The sequence below is a fragment of the Nocardia sp. NPDC050413 genome, from assembly GCF_040655475.1.
In the GTDB taxonomy this organism is placed as follows: domain Bacteria; phylum Actinomycetota; class Actinomycetes; order Mycobacteriales; family Mycobacteriaceae; genus Nocardia; species Nocardia coubleae.
Genome location: NZ_JBFAJZ010000003.1, coordinates 532,590 through 547,255 on the forward strand (window position 1 = coordinate 532,590; position 14,666 = coordinate 547,255).

The 14,666-nt window shown below is 68.6% G+C and carries 14 protein-coding genes; 7 read left to right on the top strand and 7 right to left on the bottom strand.

Annotated elements, in window-relative coordinates; translation table 11 throughout:
• The first annotated feature begins 17 nt into the window (after positions 1-17).
• Positions 18-1,139, top strand: coding sequence for a citrate synthase 2 (locus AB0I19_RS12080; protein ID WP_067492434.1), 1,122 nt, complete (start codon positions 18-20; stop codon positions 1,137-1,139).
• A gap of 429 nt (positions 1,140-1,568) precedes the next feature.
• Here the strand turns inward: AB0I19_RS12080 and AB0I19_RS12085 are convergent, their stop codons facing one another.
• Together AB0I19_RS12085 and AB0I19_RS12090 are read right to left on the bottom strand one after the other, a co-directional pair.
• Positions 1,569-1,838, bottom strand: a complete 270-nt coding sequence (locus AB0I19_RS12085; protein WP_357147620.1) for a hypothetical protein — start codon at positions 1,836-1,838, stop codon at positions 1,569-1,571.
• A 120-nt stretch (positions 1,839-1,958) separates the two neighbouring features.
• Positions 1,959-2,594 carry a hypothetical protein gene (locus AB0I19_RS12090; protein WP_357147623.1) on the bottom strand — a complete coding sequence of 212 codons (636 nt, stop codon included), beginning with the start codon at positions 2,592-2,594 and terminating at the stop codon, positions 1,959-1,961.
• A 239-nt stretch (positions 2,595-2,833) separates the two neighbouring features.
• Between AB0I19_RS12090 and serC the strand changes: the two genes are divergently transcribed.
• The 3 genes from serC to AB0I19_RS12105 all read left to right on the top strand — a co-directional run bounded on the left by serC (position 2,834) and on the right by AB0I19_RS12105 (position 6,296).
• Entirely contained in the window at positions 2,834-3,955 is a 1,122-nt protein-coding gene (gene serC, locus AB0I19_RS12095; RefSeq protein ID WP_357147626.1) for a phosphoserine transaminase, read from the top strand.
• 422 nt (positions 3,956-4,377) lie between these two features.
• Entirely contained in the window at positions 4,378-5,451 is a 1,074-nt protein-coding gene (sepH, locus tag AB0I19_RS12100; RefSeq protein ID WP_357147629.1) for a septation protein SepH, read from the top strand.
• Positions 5,452-5,579: 128 nt separating this feature from the next.
• Complete coding sequence (locus AB0I19_RS12105; RefSeq protein ID WP_357147631.1) at positions 5,580-6,296, top strand: hypothetical protein; 717 nt, start codon at positions 5,580-5,582, stop codon at positions 6,294-6,296.
• Here AB0I19_RS12105 and AB0I19_RS12110 read toward each other — a convergent pair.
• Positions 6,270-6,566 (bottom strand): DUF2537 domain-containing protein, encoded by a 297-nt coding sequence (locus tag AB0I19_RS12110; RefSeq protein ID WP_067492420.1) that lies wholly within the window; start codon positions 6,564-6,566, stop codon positions 6,270-6,272. The genes AB0I19_RS12105 and AB0I19_RS12110 overlap by 27 nt on opposite strands.
• Positions 6,563-7,366: an RNA methyltransferase gene (locus AB0I19_RS12115; RefSeq protein ID WP_357147634.1), complete on the bottom strand. Its 804-nt coding sequence runs from the start codon at positions 7,364-7,366 to the stop codon at positions 6,563-6,565. The genes AB0I19_RS12110 and AB0I19_RS12115 overlap by 4 nt, the downstream gene beginning before the upstream one ends.
• Positions 7,367-7,391: 25 nt before the next feature.
• On the opposite strand from AB0I19_RS12115, the gene AB0I19_RS12120 reads away from it, so the two are divergent.
• A complete protein-coding gene (locus AB0I19_RS12120) occupies positions 7,392-7,778 on the top strand; it encodes a YccF domain-containing protein (protein WP_067492416.1) in 387 nt (128 codons plus the stop codon).
• Here AB0I19_RS12120 and AB0I19_RS12125 read toward each other — a convergent pair whose 3' ends face one another.
• The gene (locus AB0I19_RS12125) at positions 7,779-8,210 is read right to left on the bottom strand and encodes a MarR family transcriptional regulator (protein ID WP_067492414.1); all 432 of its coding nucleotides are present in this window, start codon (positions 8,208-8,210) and stop codon (positions 7,779-7,781) included.
• Between the two features lie 68 nt (positions 8,211-8,278).
• Between AB0I19_RS12125 and AB0I19_RS12130 the strand changes: the two genes are divergently transcribed.
• The gene (locus AB0I19_RS12130) at positions 8,279-8,539 is read left to right on the top strand and encodes a DUF2530 domain-containing protein (protein ID WP_067492412.1); all 261 of its coding nucleotides are present in this window, start codon (positions 8,279-8,281) and stop codon (positions 8,537-8,539) included.
• Here the strand turns inward: AB0I19_RS12130 and AB0I19_RS12135 are convergent.
• Positions 8,536-10,569, bottom strand: a complete 2,034-nt coding sequence (locus AB0I19_RS12135) for a neutral/alkaline non-lysosomal ceramidase N-terminal domain-containing protein (protein WP_357147639.1) — start codon at positions 10,567-10,569, stop codon at positions 8,536-8,538. The two genes, AB0I19_RS12130 and AB0I19_RS12135, sit on opposite strands and share 4 nt — an antisense overlap.
• A gap of 119 nt (positions 10,570-10,688) precedes the next feature.
• Between AB0I19_RS12135 and AB0I19_RS12140 the strand changes: the two genes are divergently transcribed.
• Complete coding sequence (locus AB0I19_RS12140) at positions 10,689-11,315, top strand: TetR family transcriptional regulator (protein WP_357147642.1); 627 nt, start codon at positions 10,689-10,691, stop codon at positions 11,313-11,315.
• On the opposite strand, the gene AB0I19_RS12145 is transcribed toward AB0I19_RS12140, so the two are convergent.
• Complete coding sequence (locus AB0I19_RS12145) at positions 11,312-14,449, bottom strand: ATP-binding protein (protein ID WP_357147750.1); 3,138 nt, start codon at positions 14,447-14,449, stop codon at positions 11,312-11,314. The genes AB0I19_RS12140 and AB0I19_RS12145 overlap by 4 nt on opposite strands.
• Positions 14,450-14,666: the final 217 nt, after the last annotated feature.

Below are 14,666 nucleotides of genomic sequence, written 5' to 3' on the forward strand. Positions count from 1 at the left end.
CTGCAAGGAGAGTCACCATGACCGCGAGCTCGGTACCACAGGATTTCGTCAGCGGATTGGAAGGCGTGGTGGCCTTCACCACCGACATCGCCGAGCCCGACAAGGACGGTGGCGCCCTACGGTATCGCGGCGTCGACATCGAGGATCTGGTCGCCAACCGGGTGACTTTCGGTGACGTGTGGGCGCTGCTCGTCGACGGCCAGTTCGGTCGCGGCCTGCCGCCGGCCGAACCGTTCCCGCTGCCCGTGCACACCGGCGACGTGCGCGTCGACGTGCAGGCCGGCCTGGCCATGCTCGCCCCGATCTGGGGTTACGAGCCGCTGCTCGACATCGACGACGAGACCGCCCGCGAGAACCTCGCGCGTGCCTCGGTGATGGCGCTGTCGTATGTGGCGCAGTCCGCGCGCGGCATCTACCAGCCCGCCGTTCCGCAGCGCAAGATCGACGAGTGCTCCACCGTCACCGAGCGGTTCATGACCCGCTGGAAGGGTGACCCGGACCCGCGCCACACCGAGGCCATCGACGCCTACTGGGTCTCGGCCGCCGAGCACGGCATGAACGCCTCGACCTTCACCGCCCGCGTGATCGCCTCCACCGGCGCCGACGTGGCGGCGTCGCTGTCGGGCGCGATCGGCGCCATGTCGGGTCCGCTGCACGGTGGTGCCCCCGCCCGCGTGCTCCCGATGATCGAGGAAGTCGAAAAGACCGGCGACGCACGGGCTCTGGTGAAGGGCATCCTCGACCGCAAAGAGAAGCTGATGGGCTTCGGCCACCGCGTCTACCGCGCCGAGGACCCCCGCGCCCGCGTGCTGCGCGCCACCGCCAAGCGCCTGGCCGCCCCCCGCTACGAAGTAGCCGCCGCCCTCGAACAGGCCGCCCTCGCCGAACTGCGCGAACGCCGCCCCGACCGCGCCATCGAAACCAACGTCGAATTCTGGGCCGCGGTCATCCTCGATTTCGCCGAGGTCCCCGCCCACATGATGCCCGCCATGTTCACCTGCGGCCGCACGGCCGGCTGGTGCGCCCACATCCTCGAGCAGAAGCAGCTCGGCAAGCTCGTCCGCCCCGCCGCCATCTACACCGGGCCGGGCCCCCGCAAGCCGGAGGAAGTCGCCGGCTGGTCCGCCATCGCCGACTGACCCCCACTCCCCGACCGGGCACCGAACGCATCGGTGCCCGGTTTTTTGTTCGCTCAACCGGCGAGTCCGGTCGGCACGTCTACCTCCGAGCCTGCAGGCTCACCTGCGGTGAACAAGTCTTCAGCCCAGGTCAGGAGAGTAGCGATGCTGTCGCGAGTCCTGCCAGGAAGCACGGGATGCCGAGGGCGAGGCACGCGAAGGCGGCCAGGAAACCCACGCCTGTACGGCGGGCATGTGGGCGCCACGGTGTAGGGAGCGATCCGATCGCGGTGAGGGTGATTCCCAGGATCAGCGGTGCGCAAATCAGCCATATCGCGTCCCGTAAGTCGGCCACCAGATAAGGCAGGGAGAGGCACACCGTCCCCGCCACGACGGCCAGACAACTCTCTGGACCGAACCATTCTTCGCGTCGATACATGAATTCGTTCTTCACAGGGATAGCGCCCAGAAGAGCGCGGAAAACAGCAGAATCACCGACAGGCCGAGCGCTGCGCCCAGCGAACGCGGACTTCTTTTCCACGCGAGTAAGCAGATCACCGACGCCGCTGTCACCGTCAGCAAGCCGAACAGGCTGCCGGCCGGGACGTCGACCGCTGGATATGCGGTATCGGCAAGCTTTGCCGCAACCCCGAAAATGAACATCGCGGCAGCCGCAGAGATAGGTACCCCTAGGGTCGCGGCCGCCCAGAATGTCGGCATCGCTGACAGCTCCCGGAGGCCGGTCTTCGCTGCGCGTCGCACTATCACGTCACCACAGTAGTTCTTCTTACCGAGGGCTCGAATGCCATGTGCGCGAATACAAACGCAGAGGTTGTCGGGTCAGCTCAGGGAGGTGAAGTCGAGGGCTACGGACTTTCCTCGGTCGACGGTGAAGAAGGCGGCTTCCAGGCGGGTGCCGAGTTCTATTTGGCCGACGGCGGTCAAGGGGACGGGTTGGATGAGGCGGACTCGCCAGGGGGTTGGTTCGTCCCAGGCTCGGAGTTCCAGGTCGAGGCGTAGGACCGGGTCTTCGCGGGCGGTGTAGTCGGTGGCTATGGGGGCTACGGCGAGGACTGTGGCTTCGGCGCGGCGGCCGTTGGCGAGGATCTTGGCGGTGGAGCCGGGGGTGGATTTCGTCGGTTCGGGGAGGTACAGGACGACGCGGTCGGGGTCGCCGGGGTCGACTCGGCAGCCGATGGTGTCGCCGGGGCGCATCCATTCCAGGTCCTGGCTACGGATCCGTTGCCGCACCCGCACGTCGTAGGGCAGTTCGTCGGGCAATTGCACTCGCACACTGAAGCGGTAGCCACCCTCACCGCGGCGCGACCACACCGACAAGATCGTCGCACTGGCGGGCAACCCCCTGAGCAGCAGTTCCCGGCGTGCCCCCTCCGACAACAAGCCCGGCCGCCGCCCGAAAACCCACAGCCATCGGTCGAGCAGGTTCCGTCCGGAATCGACCGCGAGCAGACTCATAGCGGAAGAGTACTGCCAACTACGTTGGCGCCAGGGCAAATTCCCCGCACCCGGACCGGTGACCCGCGGGACAGAGCATCCGGACGCCGCTAAGGCGGAGCACCGAGAGGCCACTTCCACGCGCGCCCGGCCTGTCGGCGGGCGGGGGCGCCGACAGGATCCCCGGTCCGACGTGGGGCGGCTCACAGACCCGCACCCACCGCGACCACCGTCATCCGCCCACCACTAAACTCCCCCGCATGACCAGTGCGTTCCCGACAATTCCCGCCGACCTCAAGCCCGCCGACGGACGGTTCGGCTGCGGCCCGTCCAAGGTCCGCCCGGAGCAGCTGCAGTCGCTGGTGACTGTCGGCGCCTCGGTCTTCGGCACCTCTCATCGCCAGAAGCCGGTCAAGGACGTGGTGGCGCGGGTGCGCAACGGCCTGCGCGAGCTGTTCTCGCTGCCCGAGGGCTACGAGGTGGTGCTCGGTAACGGTGGCACCACCGCGTTCTGGGACGCGGCCGCCTTCGGCCTGATCCGTGAGCATTCGCTGCACCTGACCAACGGCGAGTTCTCCTCGAAGTTCGCCTCGGTCGCCAAGGGCAACCCCTTCATCGGTGACCCGATCGTCGTGTCGTCGGAGCCGGGCAGCGCGCCCGAGCCCGTGTCGGACCCGAGCGTCGACCTCATCGGCTGGGCCCACAACGAGACCTCGACCGGTGTGTCCATCCCGGTGTCGCGTCCGGCCGGTTCGGAGAACGCGCTGATCGCCATCGACGCCACCTCCGGTGCGGGCGGTCTGCCGGTGAACATCGCCGACTCCGACGTGTACTACTTCGCCCCGCAGAAGTGCTTCGCCGCCGACGGTGGCCTGTGGGTCGCGATCATGAGCCCGGCCGCGCTGGCCCGCGTGGAGGAGATCAAGGCCTCGGGTCGCTGGACCCCGGAATTCCTGTCGCTGCCCGTCGCCATCGACAACAGCACCAAGGACCAGACCTACAACACCCCGGCCATCGCCACCCTGCTGCTGTTCGCCGACCAGATCGAGTGGATGAACACCAACGGCGGCCTGGACTGGACCGTGAAGCGCACCCTCGACTCGTCCTCGCGCCTCTACACCTGGGCCGAGCAGAGCTCCTTCGCCACCCCGTACGTCACCGATCCGGCGCACCGTTCGCAGGTCGTCGGCACCATCGACTTCGACGATTCGGTCGACGCCGCCCAGGTGGCGAAGATCCTGCGGGCCAACGGCATCGTCGACACCGAGCCGTACCGCAAGCTGGGCCGCAACCAGCTGCGTGTGGGCATGTTCCCGGCGATCGACCCGGAAGATGTCTCCCAGCTGACCCGTTCGATCGACTGGGTCGTCGGTCAGCTGTAATTTTTGCGGCGCTGTGTTGTTGGCGGCGCCTGCGGCGCCGCGGGGTTTGCGCCCTGTAAGACCGGGAGTTGCGGGCACGATTTTTGTTCCTTCGTCGCAAAAATCGCACCCGCAACTCCCGGTCGGCGCAAACCCATTCAGTATTCTCCGGCGCTGACACACGTCGTTCGTCAGCGTTGACACGCTTCGCAAAGTTCGCATTCTTCGCGACATTCCATCCGGCGCCGAGCCGTTGATCTATCACCAAAACGCCTGTACACGACCAGGATTCGCGCGGGGAGCTGATCAGATTAGCCGTCCGGGGTGCCCGCGTGCGCGATTTGGACGTGCGTGTCTGCTGCCGCGGCCAAGTAATGTGCACTACTGTCTAGGAAAGTGGGCGGTGTCCTAACAGACGGAGCCGACGCGATAGGGAGGTAACGGTGCGTGAACTTCGAGTGATCGGGGTGACGCCCGACTCCACGCACATCGTGTGCAGCGACCTCGAGTCCGGCACCAAGTTCCGGCTGCCCGCCGACGACAAGCTCCGCGCGGCGGCGCGCGGCGACCTCGCACGATTCGGCCAGATCGAGATCGAAATGGAAGCGTCTATGCGTCCTAGAGATATCCAGGCCCGTATTCGCGCCGGCGCGTCCGTCGAGCAGGTCACGGCGGAGTCCGGCATGCCGGCGAGCAAAGTCGAGCGGTTCGCCTATCCGGTGCTGCTCGAGCGTGCTCGCGCCGCCGAACTGGCGCAGAAAGCCCATCCGGTGCGGCCGGACGGTCCGGCGCTGGAAACGCTGCACGAGATCGTCACCGCGGCCTTCGCCGAGCGCGGGCACACCATCGAACACGCCGAATGGGATGCCTGGAAAGACGAAAAGGGGTTCTGGGTCGCGCAATTGCAGTGGCGCCACGGGCACTCCGAGATCGCCGCGCACTGGCGCTACCAGCCCGACGCGCACGGCGGTTCGGTCTCCCCGCTCGACGACCCGGCCAACGACCTGATCGATCCGGATTTCGGCCGCGCCCTGCGTGGTCTGGCCACCATGCCCGCACCGTCGGCCCCGGTGGTCGAGGCGCCGGTTCCGGTGGAGCCGCGTCCGCGTGAGCCGATGACGCCCGCGCCGCGCCCGCAGAGCCGCCCGCAGCCCGCGCTGGACGAGTACTACGAGCAGCGTCAGGTCGCGGCAGGCGGTGGGACGGCGGCCATTCCGGCCAAGCCTGCGCCGACGGCCATGCCCGCCACGCCGATGCCTGCCTCGCCGATGCCTACCGCACCGATGCCGACCGCACCGATCCCGGCGGCACCCAAGCCCGCCGCGCCGATTCCGGCGGCGACGGCCCCCGATGCGCCCAGCGAGCGGGCCACACCGGCGCCGCCCGCCGCGCAGCAGGACAAGCCCGCCGCCAAGCCCGAGCCGGAAAAGCCGAAGCCCCCACGCAACAAGCGCGGTAAGGCACCGATGCCGTCCTGGGAAGACGTCCTGCTGGGCGTACGCAGCTCCGGCAACTGACTGTGCACCGGCGGCCCCGAGTTCTCCCGAGAACTCGGGGCCGTGCTGATCGACAGCAGGGTCGAGCGCACGCCCGGCGCGGCGGCAGCCACCGCACCGCGGGTTCCGATAACAGTCGGAGGTGACACGTGAAATCGGCTTCCACGCTCTGGTATGTCGATACCGCTGATCCCGCCGCCGTCCTGCGCGAGCGGCCCGCGTCCGATCCCGGTGCCGCGCAGGCACTGGCGGGTGAGCTGTACGCCGACAACGATGTTCGCCCGATCGTGGTCGGAACACTCGACGGCTGCGCTGGTCCGGATCGCGACGAGGTCTATATCGGGTGTTATCCCGGGGTGACGGTCGTGTGCACCGCCGAGGCCGCGTTGATCGAGCCGACCAGATTGCCCGATCTGCTCGTGCGCCCGCTCGCTTCCGAACACACCTACCTGATCTCGTTCGACACCACCGTGCACTGGGGCGCGTTCGCCCACTGGGAACGTGGGGAATTCCGGCGCTCGTTCAGCTCGACCAGGGTCGACATCCTGGAGAACGAGGGACTGCCCATGGTGTGGGAGCGCGAGTTCTGGGCGGGAGACCATCCGGTGCCGTGGGATCGGGACGACCGGCCGCGCCCGCAATCGCTGCCCTTCGATCCACCCGATTTCGCCGACGCGGCCAATGCTCATTGGCTCGGCTTCCGCTACCTCGAGGCACCCAGGCTAGGCGACCTGCCCGTCTGCGGATTCACGCTGTATCCGAAAGGCCGGGCGCCCGAACCTGTGTCGACCGCGCCTCCCCGGCGCGGTCTGTCCCGCTGGCTGCGCAGGCCCGGTCGGCTAGCCGACGACCAGGTAGACCAGTAGCGCGATCCAGCCGAGCGCCACGCCGACCACCGCCCCCGCGAGCACCCAGCGCACGACCGGCGTGCACCGCCACCGCCACACGGTCGGCGCGACACCGACCACCGCGATCACGTTCACCGCGATCGCGAGCAGCGGATGCACATCGGCGAGCGCGACACCGAACGCGTACACCGCTACCGCGCCGAGCGCCGCGACGAGCGCGATCACCGTGCCGCCCAACGCCCACGGCACCGAACCCGACCCCGCCCGACAGGGCCCGTCCGGGCTCATGACGTGCGGACTCGTTCATAGAAGGCCATCGCGGCAGCCGTGGCGACATTGAGCGAATCGGTGCCGGGCGACATGGGGATACGTGCGCGAATGTCGGTGGCGCGCATGGCCTCCTCGGTCAGGCCGGGGCCCTCGGCGCCGAGCAGCAGGGCGACCCGCTCGCCCGTCATCGCGGTCGCCAGGTTCACCGCCGCCGGATTCGGGGTGAGGGCGATGACCTGAAAACCGCGCTCCCGCAACAACTCCAGTCCACCCGGCCACTGCGGAATCCGGGCGAACGGAACCCGCAGCACGTGGCCCATCGAGACGCGGACCGAACGCCGGTAGAGCGGATCGGAGCAGCGGTCACCGAACAGCACCGCGTCGGCGCCCAGCCCGGCCGCGTTGCGGAACATCGAACCGAGGTTCTCGTGATCGTTGACGCCCTCCAGCACGGCCACCGTGCGCGCACCGTCGAGCACCTCGTCGACCGTCAACTCGGCCGGGCGCGGCGCGACCGCGAGCACACCGCGATTGAGGTGGAAGCCGACCACCTGGGCCATCACCTCGGCCGTCGCCTGGTAGTACGGCACATCGAGCCCCGCGAGGTCGTCGGCGAGGGCCTCGTGGCGCTTGGCGACGCCGAGCAGCGCACTCGGGGTGAAACGCGAGTCGAGCATGCGCTGCACCACCACGACCCCCTCCGCGATGACCAGTCCCTTGCGGCCGGGCAGGTCGGGCCTGCGATCGGCGGAGGACAGATCGCGAAAGTCGTCGACACGCGGGTCGGCGGGATCGTCGATGGGAATTACTTCGGCCACCGGATCATCCTGGCATGCTGGAAGCATGAAGCTGGTTCAGTTGATCTTGAACATTCTGTGGGTGGTGCTCTGCGGGTTCTGGATGGCAGTCGGCTACCTGTTCGCGGCGCTGATCTGCTTCGTCCTGATCGTCACGATCCCGTTCGGCATCGCGTCGTTGCGGCTGGCCGGTTACGTGCTGTGGCCGTTCGGGCGCACGGTCGTCGACAAACCGAGCGCCGGGGCGGGGTCGCTGCTCGGCAACATCATCTGGTTCGTCTTCGCCGGCTGGTGGCTGGCGCTCGGCCACGTGTTCACCAGTGTGGCGCTGGCGGTGACGATCATCGGGCTGCCGTTCGCCTGGGCCAATCTCAAACTGGTTCCGCTGTCGCTGTTCCCGCTCGGCCACGAGGTGGTACCGCAGCAGGGCTGACTACTCCGAACCCGCGATGATCTGATTCATGATCGCCACGGCCTGATCGAGCACCGCGAGCTGTTCCGGGCTCAGGTTGGACAGCTGCTCGGTCATCCAGGCCTCGCGCGCGTGCGTCTCGTCGGCGACCAGCGCCCGGCCCGCCGGTGACAGCGACACGATGATCTGGCGCCCGTCGGTGGGATGCGGTCTGCGCTGGACCAGCTCGAGGTCGGCGAGGGAGGCGATCACGCGGGTCATCGACGGCGGCTGCACGCGCTCCTTGCCCGCGAGATTGCCGGGCGTCATCGCGCCGTCGCGAGCGAGGGTGGCCAGGGCCGACAGCTGAGTGAGCGAGATCTGCGCTTCGGCACGGCGGCCGCGCAGGTGTCTCGTGAGCCGCACAACCGCCAGCGAGAGATCACCGGCGAGGGCACGGACGTCGGATGGCACTGTCACAGTGCAGAACTCTACGGTACGGCTGTGCCCCCTGATGGGTTTCATGGCGCTACTGTTTGGGTATGGATGCCGGACCCGTCAGCCGCGAGATGCCGCACCTGCCGCGAAGCCTGGTTGATCCGCGCCCGGTTGTGCTGATCGGCTTCGCCGCCTGGGCGGTGGCCAGCGTGCTGGCTTTCGTGGTCCCGGCCTGGGCTGATGCCCGGCCGGTGTGCCTGATGGGCCTGTTCGTCGGCGTGCTCGGCTCGTCGATCTGGCTGGCGCAGCGGCGGTCGGCCCTGCGGGGCGACAAGGGCGCCCAGGTGGGTCTCACCGAGGACTAGACCACCTCGAATTCGTCGCTGGTCCCGGTGAACGGGCGCAGCACGCCGTCGGCGCCGAGCGCGTCGGCGAAGTGCACGAACCGGTGCGTTCCCGGTTCCGCGCCGACCGGGATGTCCCAGACGAAACGGGCGATCGAGACCGCCGCGTCCTGTTTCCGCCAGTGGAATCGCACATCCCACTCCCCCTCGTTGGCCACCCGGAGCCAGCCGTTCCCGGTTCGGCGCTGCACCTCGAGGAAGGTGCCGCCGCGGCGCGGATTGTGTTTCGGATGGGCCGAGACGAATTCGGCCTCCACCCGGCTGCCCCGAGCGGTGCGCTCGGGCTGGCGCACGACATCACCGAAATTCCGGCCGGACGGTGTCGTGTCCGGGCCCGGCGCGGCGGCGAGATTCGGCTGCATGGCGGAGACGTCGCGCGGTGCGGGACCGCGACCCGGGACCGCGCCCGCCACGAAAGCCTCTGCCAGCCTGGTGAATTCCTGCACATACGCGCACAACGTGTAGCGACCGAACAGCGTCGACGCGCCTTCGTACTGTTGCGCGTCGTACTCCTCCGGCGTGGTGACGTACTGGTGGTAGGCATTCGAATAGCCCTGCAACAGCACCTGTTCCACGCCGACACCGAGCGCCTGCGCGACCGCCCGTCGCACCCGCAAGCCGGCGACGATGGTGAACTCGGCTCCGGCGGCGGCCACGTAGAGGTCGCCGAGCCGAATCAGCTGAAGCGGAACCACATTCGGTACCCACGGCACCGGCGGCATCAATCCGAGCGGGGCGAAGATCGCCTTGGGCGCCTGCGCGTCGGCCAGCCACGCCGGGTGGGGATGGTCGATTCCGCCGAGAAAGTCCACCAGCGGGTTACGTATACCCTCGGGAATGGGTCCGCCGGGCAGGCCGGGGCCGTCCTCCACGCTGCCCGCCGCCAGCGAGAGGCCCGCGGCGGCCGGAGCGGTGCGATGCGGTGCGCCGTCGGGGGTGAAACGGCCCTCGACCGTCACGGCCGCGAGATCGACGTAGCACAGCAGCGAATCGATCGCGCTCGTCATCGGTGCCGCGTGGTCGGCGGCGGCTCGCGAGGCGGCGTACTGGCGTTCGCCGATGATCCGGGTGTTGTCGAACTCGTCGTCGGTCGGGCCGATGCCCGGTGCGAGCGCGAGGTTCGGGGACATGTCACCGGCATTGGTCTGCACGAACGCGGCCAGATACGACGGCTCGCCGTCGAGATGGCGCACGCCGTGCTCCAGGTGCTCGGCGGCGTAGCTGGCGTAACCCTTGTTGTCGGAGCTGATGAGCCGGTTCTTGTTGGTCATCGACGTGTTGTGGGTGGCGAACCAGGTGAGCGCGCCGACCTCCTTCGCACCACGGCGGAAGACGAGGGTGGTGACCGCCGGATCGATCGCGTCCGGGAAAGCCGCGCGGTCCTGCGCCGGATTGCGGTCGAAGGCCACCCGCGAACGGTTCACGCTCGCGTCGCGCAATTCGGTGCGGCCGAGCGCCAGCGTGCCCGGCGCGAGGTCGGCGTCGGCGGCGGCGATCGCCTCGACGATGCCGTCGACTTCGGTGTCGTAGACCTGTTGCTGAAATCCGAGCGTCGCGAGCGTATAGGCGTAATCGTGCGCGGAACCGCCACAACTGGAATGCGTGTGAGTCGAAGTGAGGACGACATTTCGTTCGGTATACCGATCACCGAATCGGCGCGCCAGCGCGAGCAGTACACCCCGGTGCACGGACTGGAACAACGCACCGTTCTCCACCGCGACGAACGCGACCCGATTTCCACCCGATTCGATCACGAACGCGCGCGCTCGCGGCCGCAGATGAATTCCCGCGGTCGTCTGTTCGAGTTGTGAGTAGCCCATCATGCCGCATTCCGCGGCGGGCCCCGTGAGATCGGCGATACCGAGCCCGAATTCGAATCCACCGCGCGCGGATTCGGCCCGCGCCTTCGACGCTCCGTGAACTCCGATGGCCGCGGCGAGGGGAACCCCCAAGGTCGAGGCGGCGAGCACGGTACGACGGTTCACAGGCATCCGAACAGCTCCTTCACGGGTGATGTGACGCAGACAACCATACAACTGGTCGTCTGTCCAGGAATTCGGCGCGGTTCGGCGAATTGACTGTTCGCGACGTGAGCGCTTAACTCGCACAGGTGTCCTCCCGATTGAGCGTCGAAGAACGACGAGCCCACCTGATAGAGGCAGCGATCGGTCTCGCCGAGAAAAAGGGCGTGGCGGGCGTGACCACACGCGATGTCGCCCAAGCGGCGGGCGTCTCGCTCGGTGTGGTGCATTACTGTTTCGAAAACAAGGACGCGCTGATGACCGAGCTGGTCAAAGCGCTCTCGATGGAATTACGCGATTCCGTCGATGCCGATGAAACTGTCTGGGCCGATACCGGAACAGGAAGAGAAGCGCTTCACAAATTGGTTCGCCAGGGGCTGGAACTGATGTGGCGCAACATCGAGGCCACTCCGGAACGTCAGCTGCTCACCTACGAGACCACCACCTACGCACTGCGCGAGGGTGAGTCGACCCCGGCCAAACTCGCCATCGCCCGGGAACAGTACAAGTTCAACGACAGCACCGTCGCCGACGTGATGGACCACTGCCGCGACGCCACCGGCTGCGACTGGAACATCCCGCTGCCCCAGCTGAGCCGCTTCATCCTCAGCGTCATCGACGGCATCGTGCTGCGCTGGCTCGTCGACGACGACAGCGACGCGGTGCAGGCCCAGCTCGACCTGCTCGCCGAGATGGTCACCGCGCACGCGAACTAACCGCGCGGCACCTGCACGTGCACGGTGCCGTCGGCGTCCCACCACGGCACCCGGACCGTGCCCGAGAACTCGCCGCGCAGGAATACCTCGAGTACTTCGTGCAGCACGAGCGCGCCGGTGGTGTGCGGCGGTGACCACAGCTGGCGCAGCACCACGCCGAGCGGTTCCGTGGCCCAGGTGCTCTGCCTGCCCGCACCGAGCACCTCGGCGCTCACCTGGTCGGACACCAGCGGCAGGTCGAGCAGGGCGGCGAGGGCCTCGGCATGGTCCGGGTCGCCTACCACCAGGCGCTCGGCCGGGATGACGAGGCCGAAGCAGGGCCGGTCGAGGACCATGGCCGACTCGGCGTCGACCACTGTTCCCGCCAGCGTCCTGACCTGCTCGGGGAGGTCGAGCTCGCGTGGGTCGAGCGCGCCGGACGCGACGGCGGCGGCCAGGCGGGCATGAGTGCGCGAAACCGTTTCGGGGGTCGGAGTTTTCGACGGGTCGGCGAGGGCGTCGAGGAGTTCCTCGGCCAGCTCGGGTGTCATCACGTCGGGACGGACGAGGACCTGACGTAGGGCGTCGGGGTCGGCTGCCGTGAAAGGCGGGAGCAGACCGGCGAATTCGGTGTCGTCCGGGTGGCGGTAACGGCCGAGGGAGATGCCGTCGATGTGGGCGTGGCGGTGCAGCCACCAGGTGGTGTAGCCGTCGCGGTCGGCGAGGAGGGCGCGGGTGCGTGGTTGCGCGAGCAGGGTGCGCAGGGCCTGCGGCCAGCGGGTGTCGTCGACCAGGTCGAGGTCGCGGACGGCGACGAGTTCGCGTGGGTCCTCGGGAAGGCTGTTCCACCAGGCGGATTCGTCGTCCAGGTCGTGGTCGGGGCCGAGCGGGTCGGGGTCGGTGAGGACGGCGAAATCCCAACCCACACCGATCGCGCGCAAGGCCTGTTCGCCGAACTCGGCGACCGTCGCCTCGGCGACCGTACCGAAAGGTGAGTCGTCGACCAGCACGTCGGCCAGCGGTGCGCCGGGGAGGAGGAGTTCGTCGGCTGGACGCAGTTCTCCTGTGTCGTCGAGCAATTCGAGCAGGCCGAGCCAGTCGGGGAGCTCGTCGGCGCTCACGAACTGGGCCAGATGCAGGACCGCGGTGACGGTGTCCGGGTCGGCCGGGTCGTGTTCGAGGAGGTCGCGCAAGCCGGGATCGGTGAGCAGGTCGGTGGCCGAGGCGCTGCGGGCGCCGAGGCGGGCCAGCAGCGGGTGGGTGGCGTCCGGGTGTACCAGACGGGCCCAATGGACCGGGACCGCGACGGTGAGCTGATCGTCGAGGACGACAGTGCGCGGGCCGGTGACGAGGCGGCCGTCGGCCAGGGGGACGGCCAGGGCACCGAACTCCTCGGCTGTCCTCGAATCGGTGACGAAGGGTTCCAGCGTGGAGTAGAAGGTGCGCCACCAGTGCGGGTCTCGTTCGAGGCCGGTGGTGAGGCCGGCCAGGGCCGCCGACGACAGGCGGTGGACGTCGAGGACTGTCAGCTTTTCCTGCGCGGAGCGGGTCGAGAGTTCCGGGATGACCAGGGGGCCGGTGAGGTCGGTGAGGATTGCGGCCAGTTCGGGCGTCAAGTCAGGGAATACGGAGGCGCGAGTGGGGATTTCGACTCTTGCCGAGCGGGTGGGGTCGGCGAGCTCGAAGGTGCCGAGGTGCTGCGCGGTGCCGACGGACGAGTTGTCGGGGGCGGATACATCGACGGTGACCATGTCCGTACCGAAGGCGTCCTGGTCGGCTCCGGCGGTTGAGTTGTGGCGATCAGTGGACTCGAAATTCGTCCCGGTGAGGGGGTGGAATTCCTCTTGGTTCGGATCGAATTCGTGGTCTGAGCGGTCGCGGGTCGGGCAGACCGGGAGCCACGGGTTCGTACGGAGTTCGGTGATGATCGCTTCGCGGAGGAGGGCGTCGGCCTCGCTGCGGGCGAAAGCGGGGGTGGGGACGAGGACGAGGCGGTCCTCCGGCGGCAAGGCGCGGGCGAAATCGGCGTAGCCCGAGGCGATTTCGTGCAGGCGAGCGCCGGGGAGGAGGCGGCGTCGGTCGGGTTGCATGGCGATGTCGGCTACGAGGATCGCAGGGAGGGACAGTTCCTCATCCGAACGAGTTGGCGCGCGCAGGACATCCGGCGCGGCGGGGACCGGGCGACCGTTGGTCAGCGGGAGCAGCCAGCGCGCACGGGCGGTGCGGTACTGCCACCAGTGTTGGGTGCCGTCGGGGCCGGTGATGGTCAGCTTGGTGAGGGTGCCCACCGGCGGGTCCACATGGGTCCTCGTATCGAGTCCAGGAGCGTGGGCAATTTCCGCGCCACCTTCGAACGTCGGCGCGGTAATCGAGATCTCGTCGCCCGGCTCCGCGTGAGGGCGTGGGGCCGTATCGACGTGGGCAGCCTCGCCACGTGTGGCGTTCGCGCTGCCGTGTGGCGGGGCGGGGCGGTCGAGAAGGGTTGTGATGCTGGTGAATTCGCTGTCGGTTATGCGGATTCGGTGGAGGGCGGGCAGTTCGAGGAGGAGGTCGGGGGCCTCGGCGCGCATCGCGGCGAGAAGGGCGGTGGGGTCGATGTCGTCGCGGAGGTGGATGATGACTTCGGTGTCGGCGCCCGAGGGTGGGGTGGTCGGGATGGGCCAGGCCAGGCGGAGGGCCGGTGGGGTGAGGTCTTCGGGGTGGGTGATGCCGTTGTCGTGCAGGGCGTTCAGGGTGGCGGTGAGGGAGAAGCGGATGGAACCCGTGGTGGAGCGGATCTCCACTTCGTCGCCCACGGAGCGCACCGCGGTGAAGCCGACACCGAAACGGCCGACCTGCGCGCCGTCGTCCTTGCCCGAGGCACGCAGTGCCGTGAGCGCGTGCACACCCGAAACACTGAGCGGTGCACCGGTATTGGCGACGTGCAACCGCCGGTCCACGATCCGCACCGTCAGCTCACCGGGCACACCGCCCTGCACCGCCGCATCGGCCGCGTTCTGCGCCAGCTCGGTGAGCACCCGGTCCCGATAGCCCGCGGCGACCAGATCGGCCTCACCGGCACTGTCCTCGCGCAACCGCGTCGGCGAATCCCGCCACGCGGCAAGAACTCCGGCCCGCAGCCCCGCGGTACCGAACGGGTCCGCCCCAGCGTTCAGCGCCCCACCGACGATCCGCGCTCCCCGGCGCCCACGACGTGCGTCACACCGGGATCACCCTCGGCGGAAGCAGCATCAGCGGCCGAATCCGCCGCGGCCGACTCGGGTCGGTGCGCAGCTCCGGCAGCCGAAGACTCCTGCGCCGCACCGCTATCCGATTCGACATTCGCCGCAGCGGCGTCGGCCGAAGCATCTACACCGGCGCCGGCACCATTCG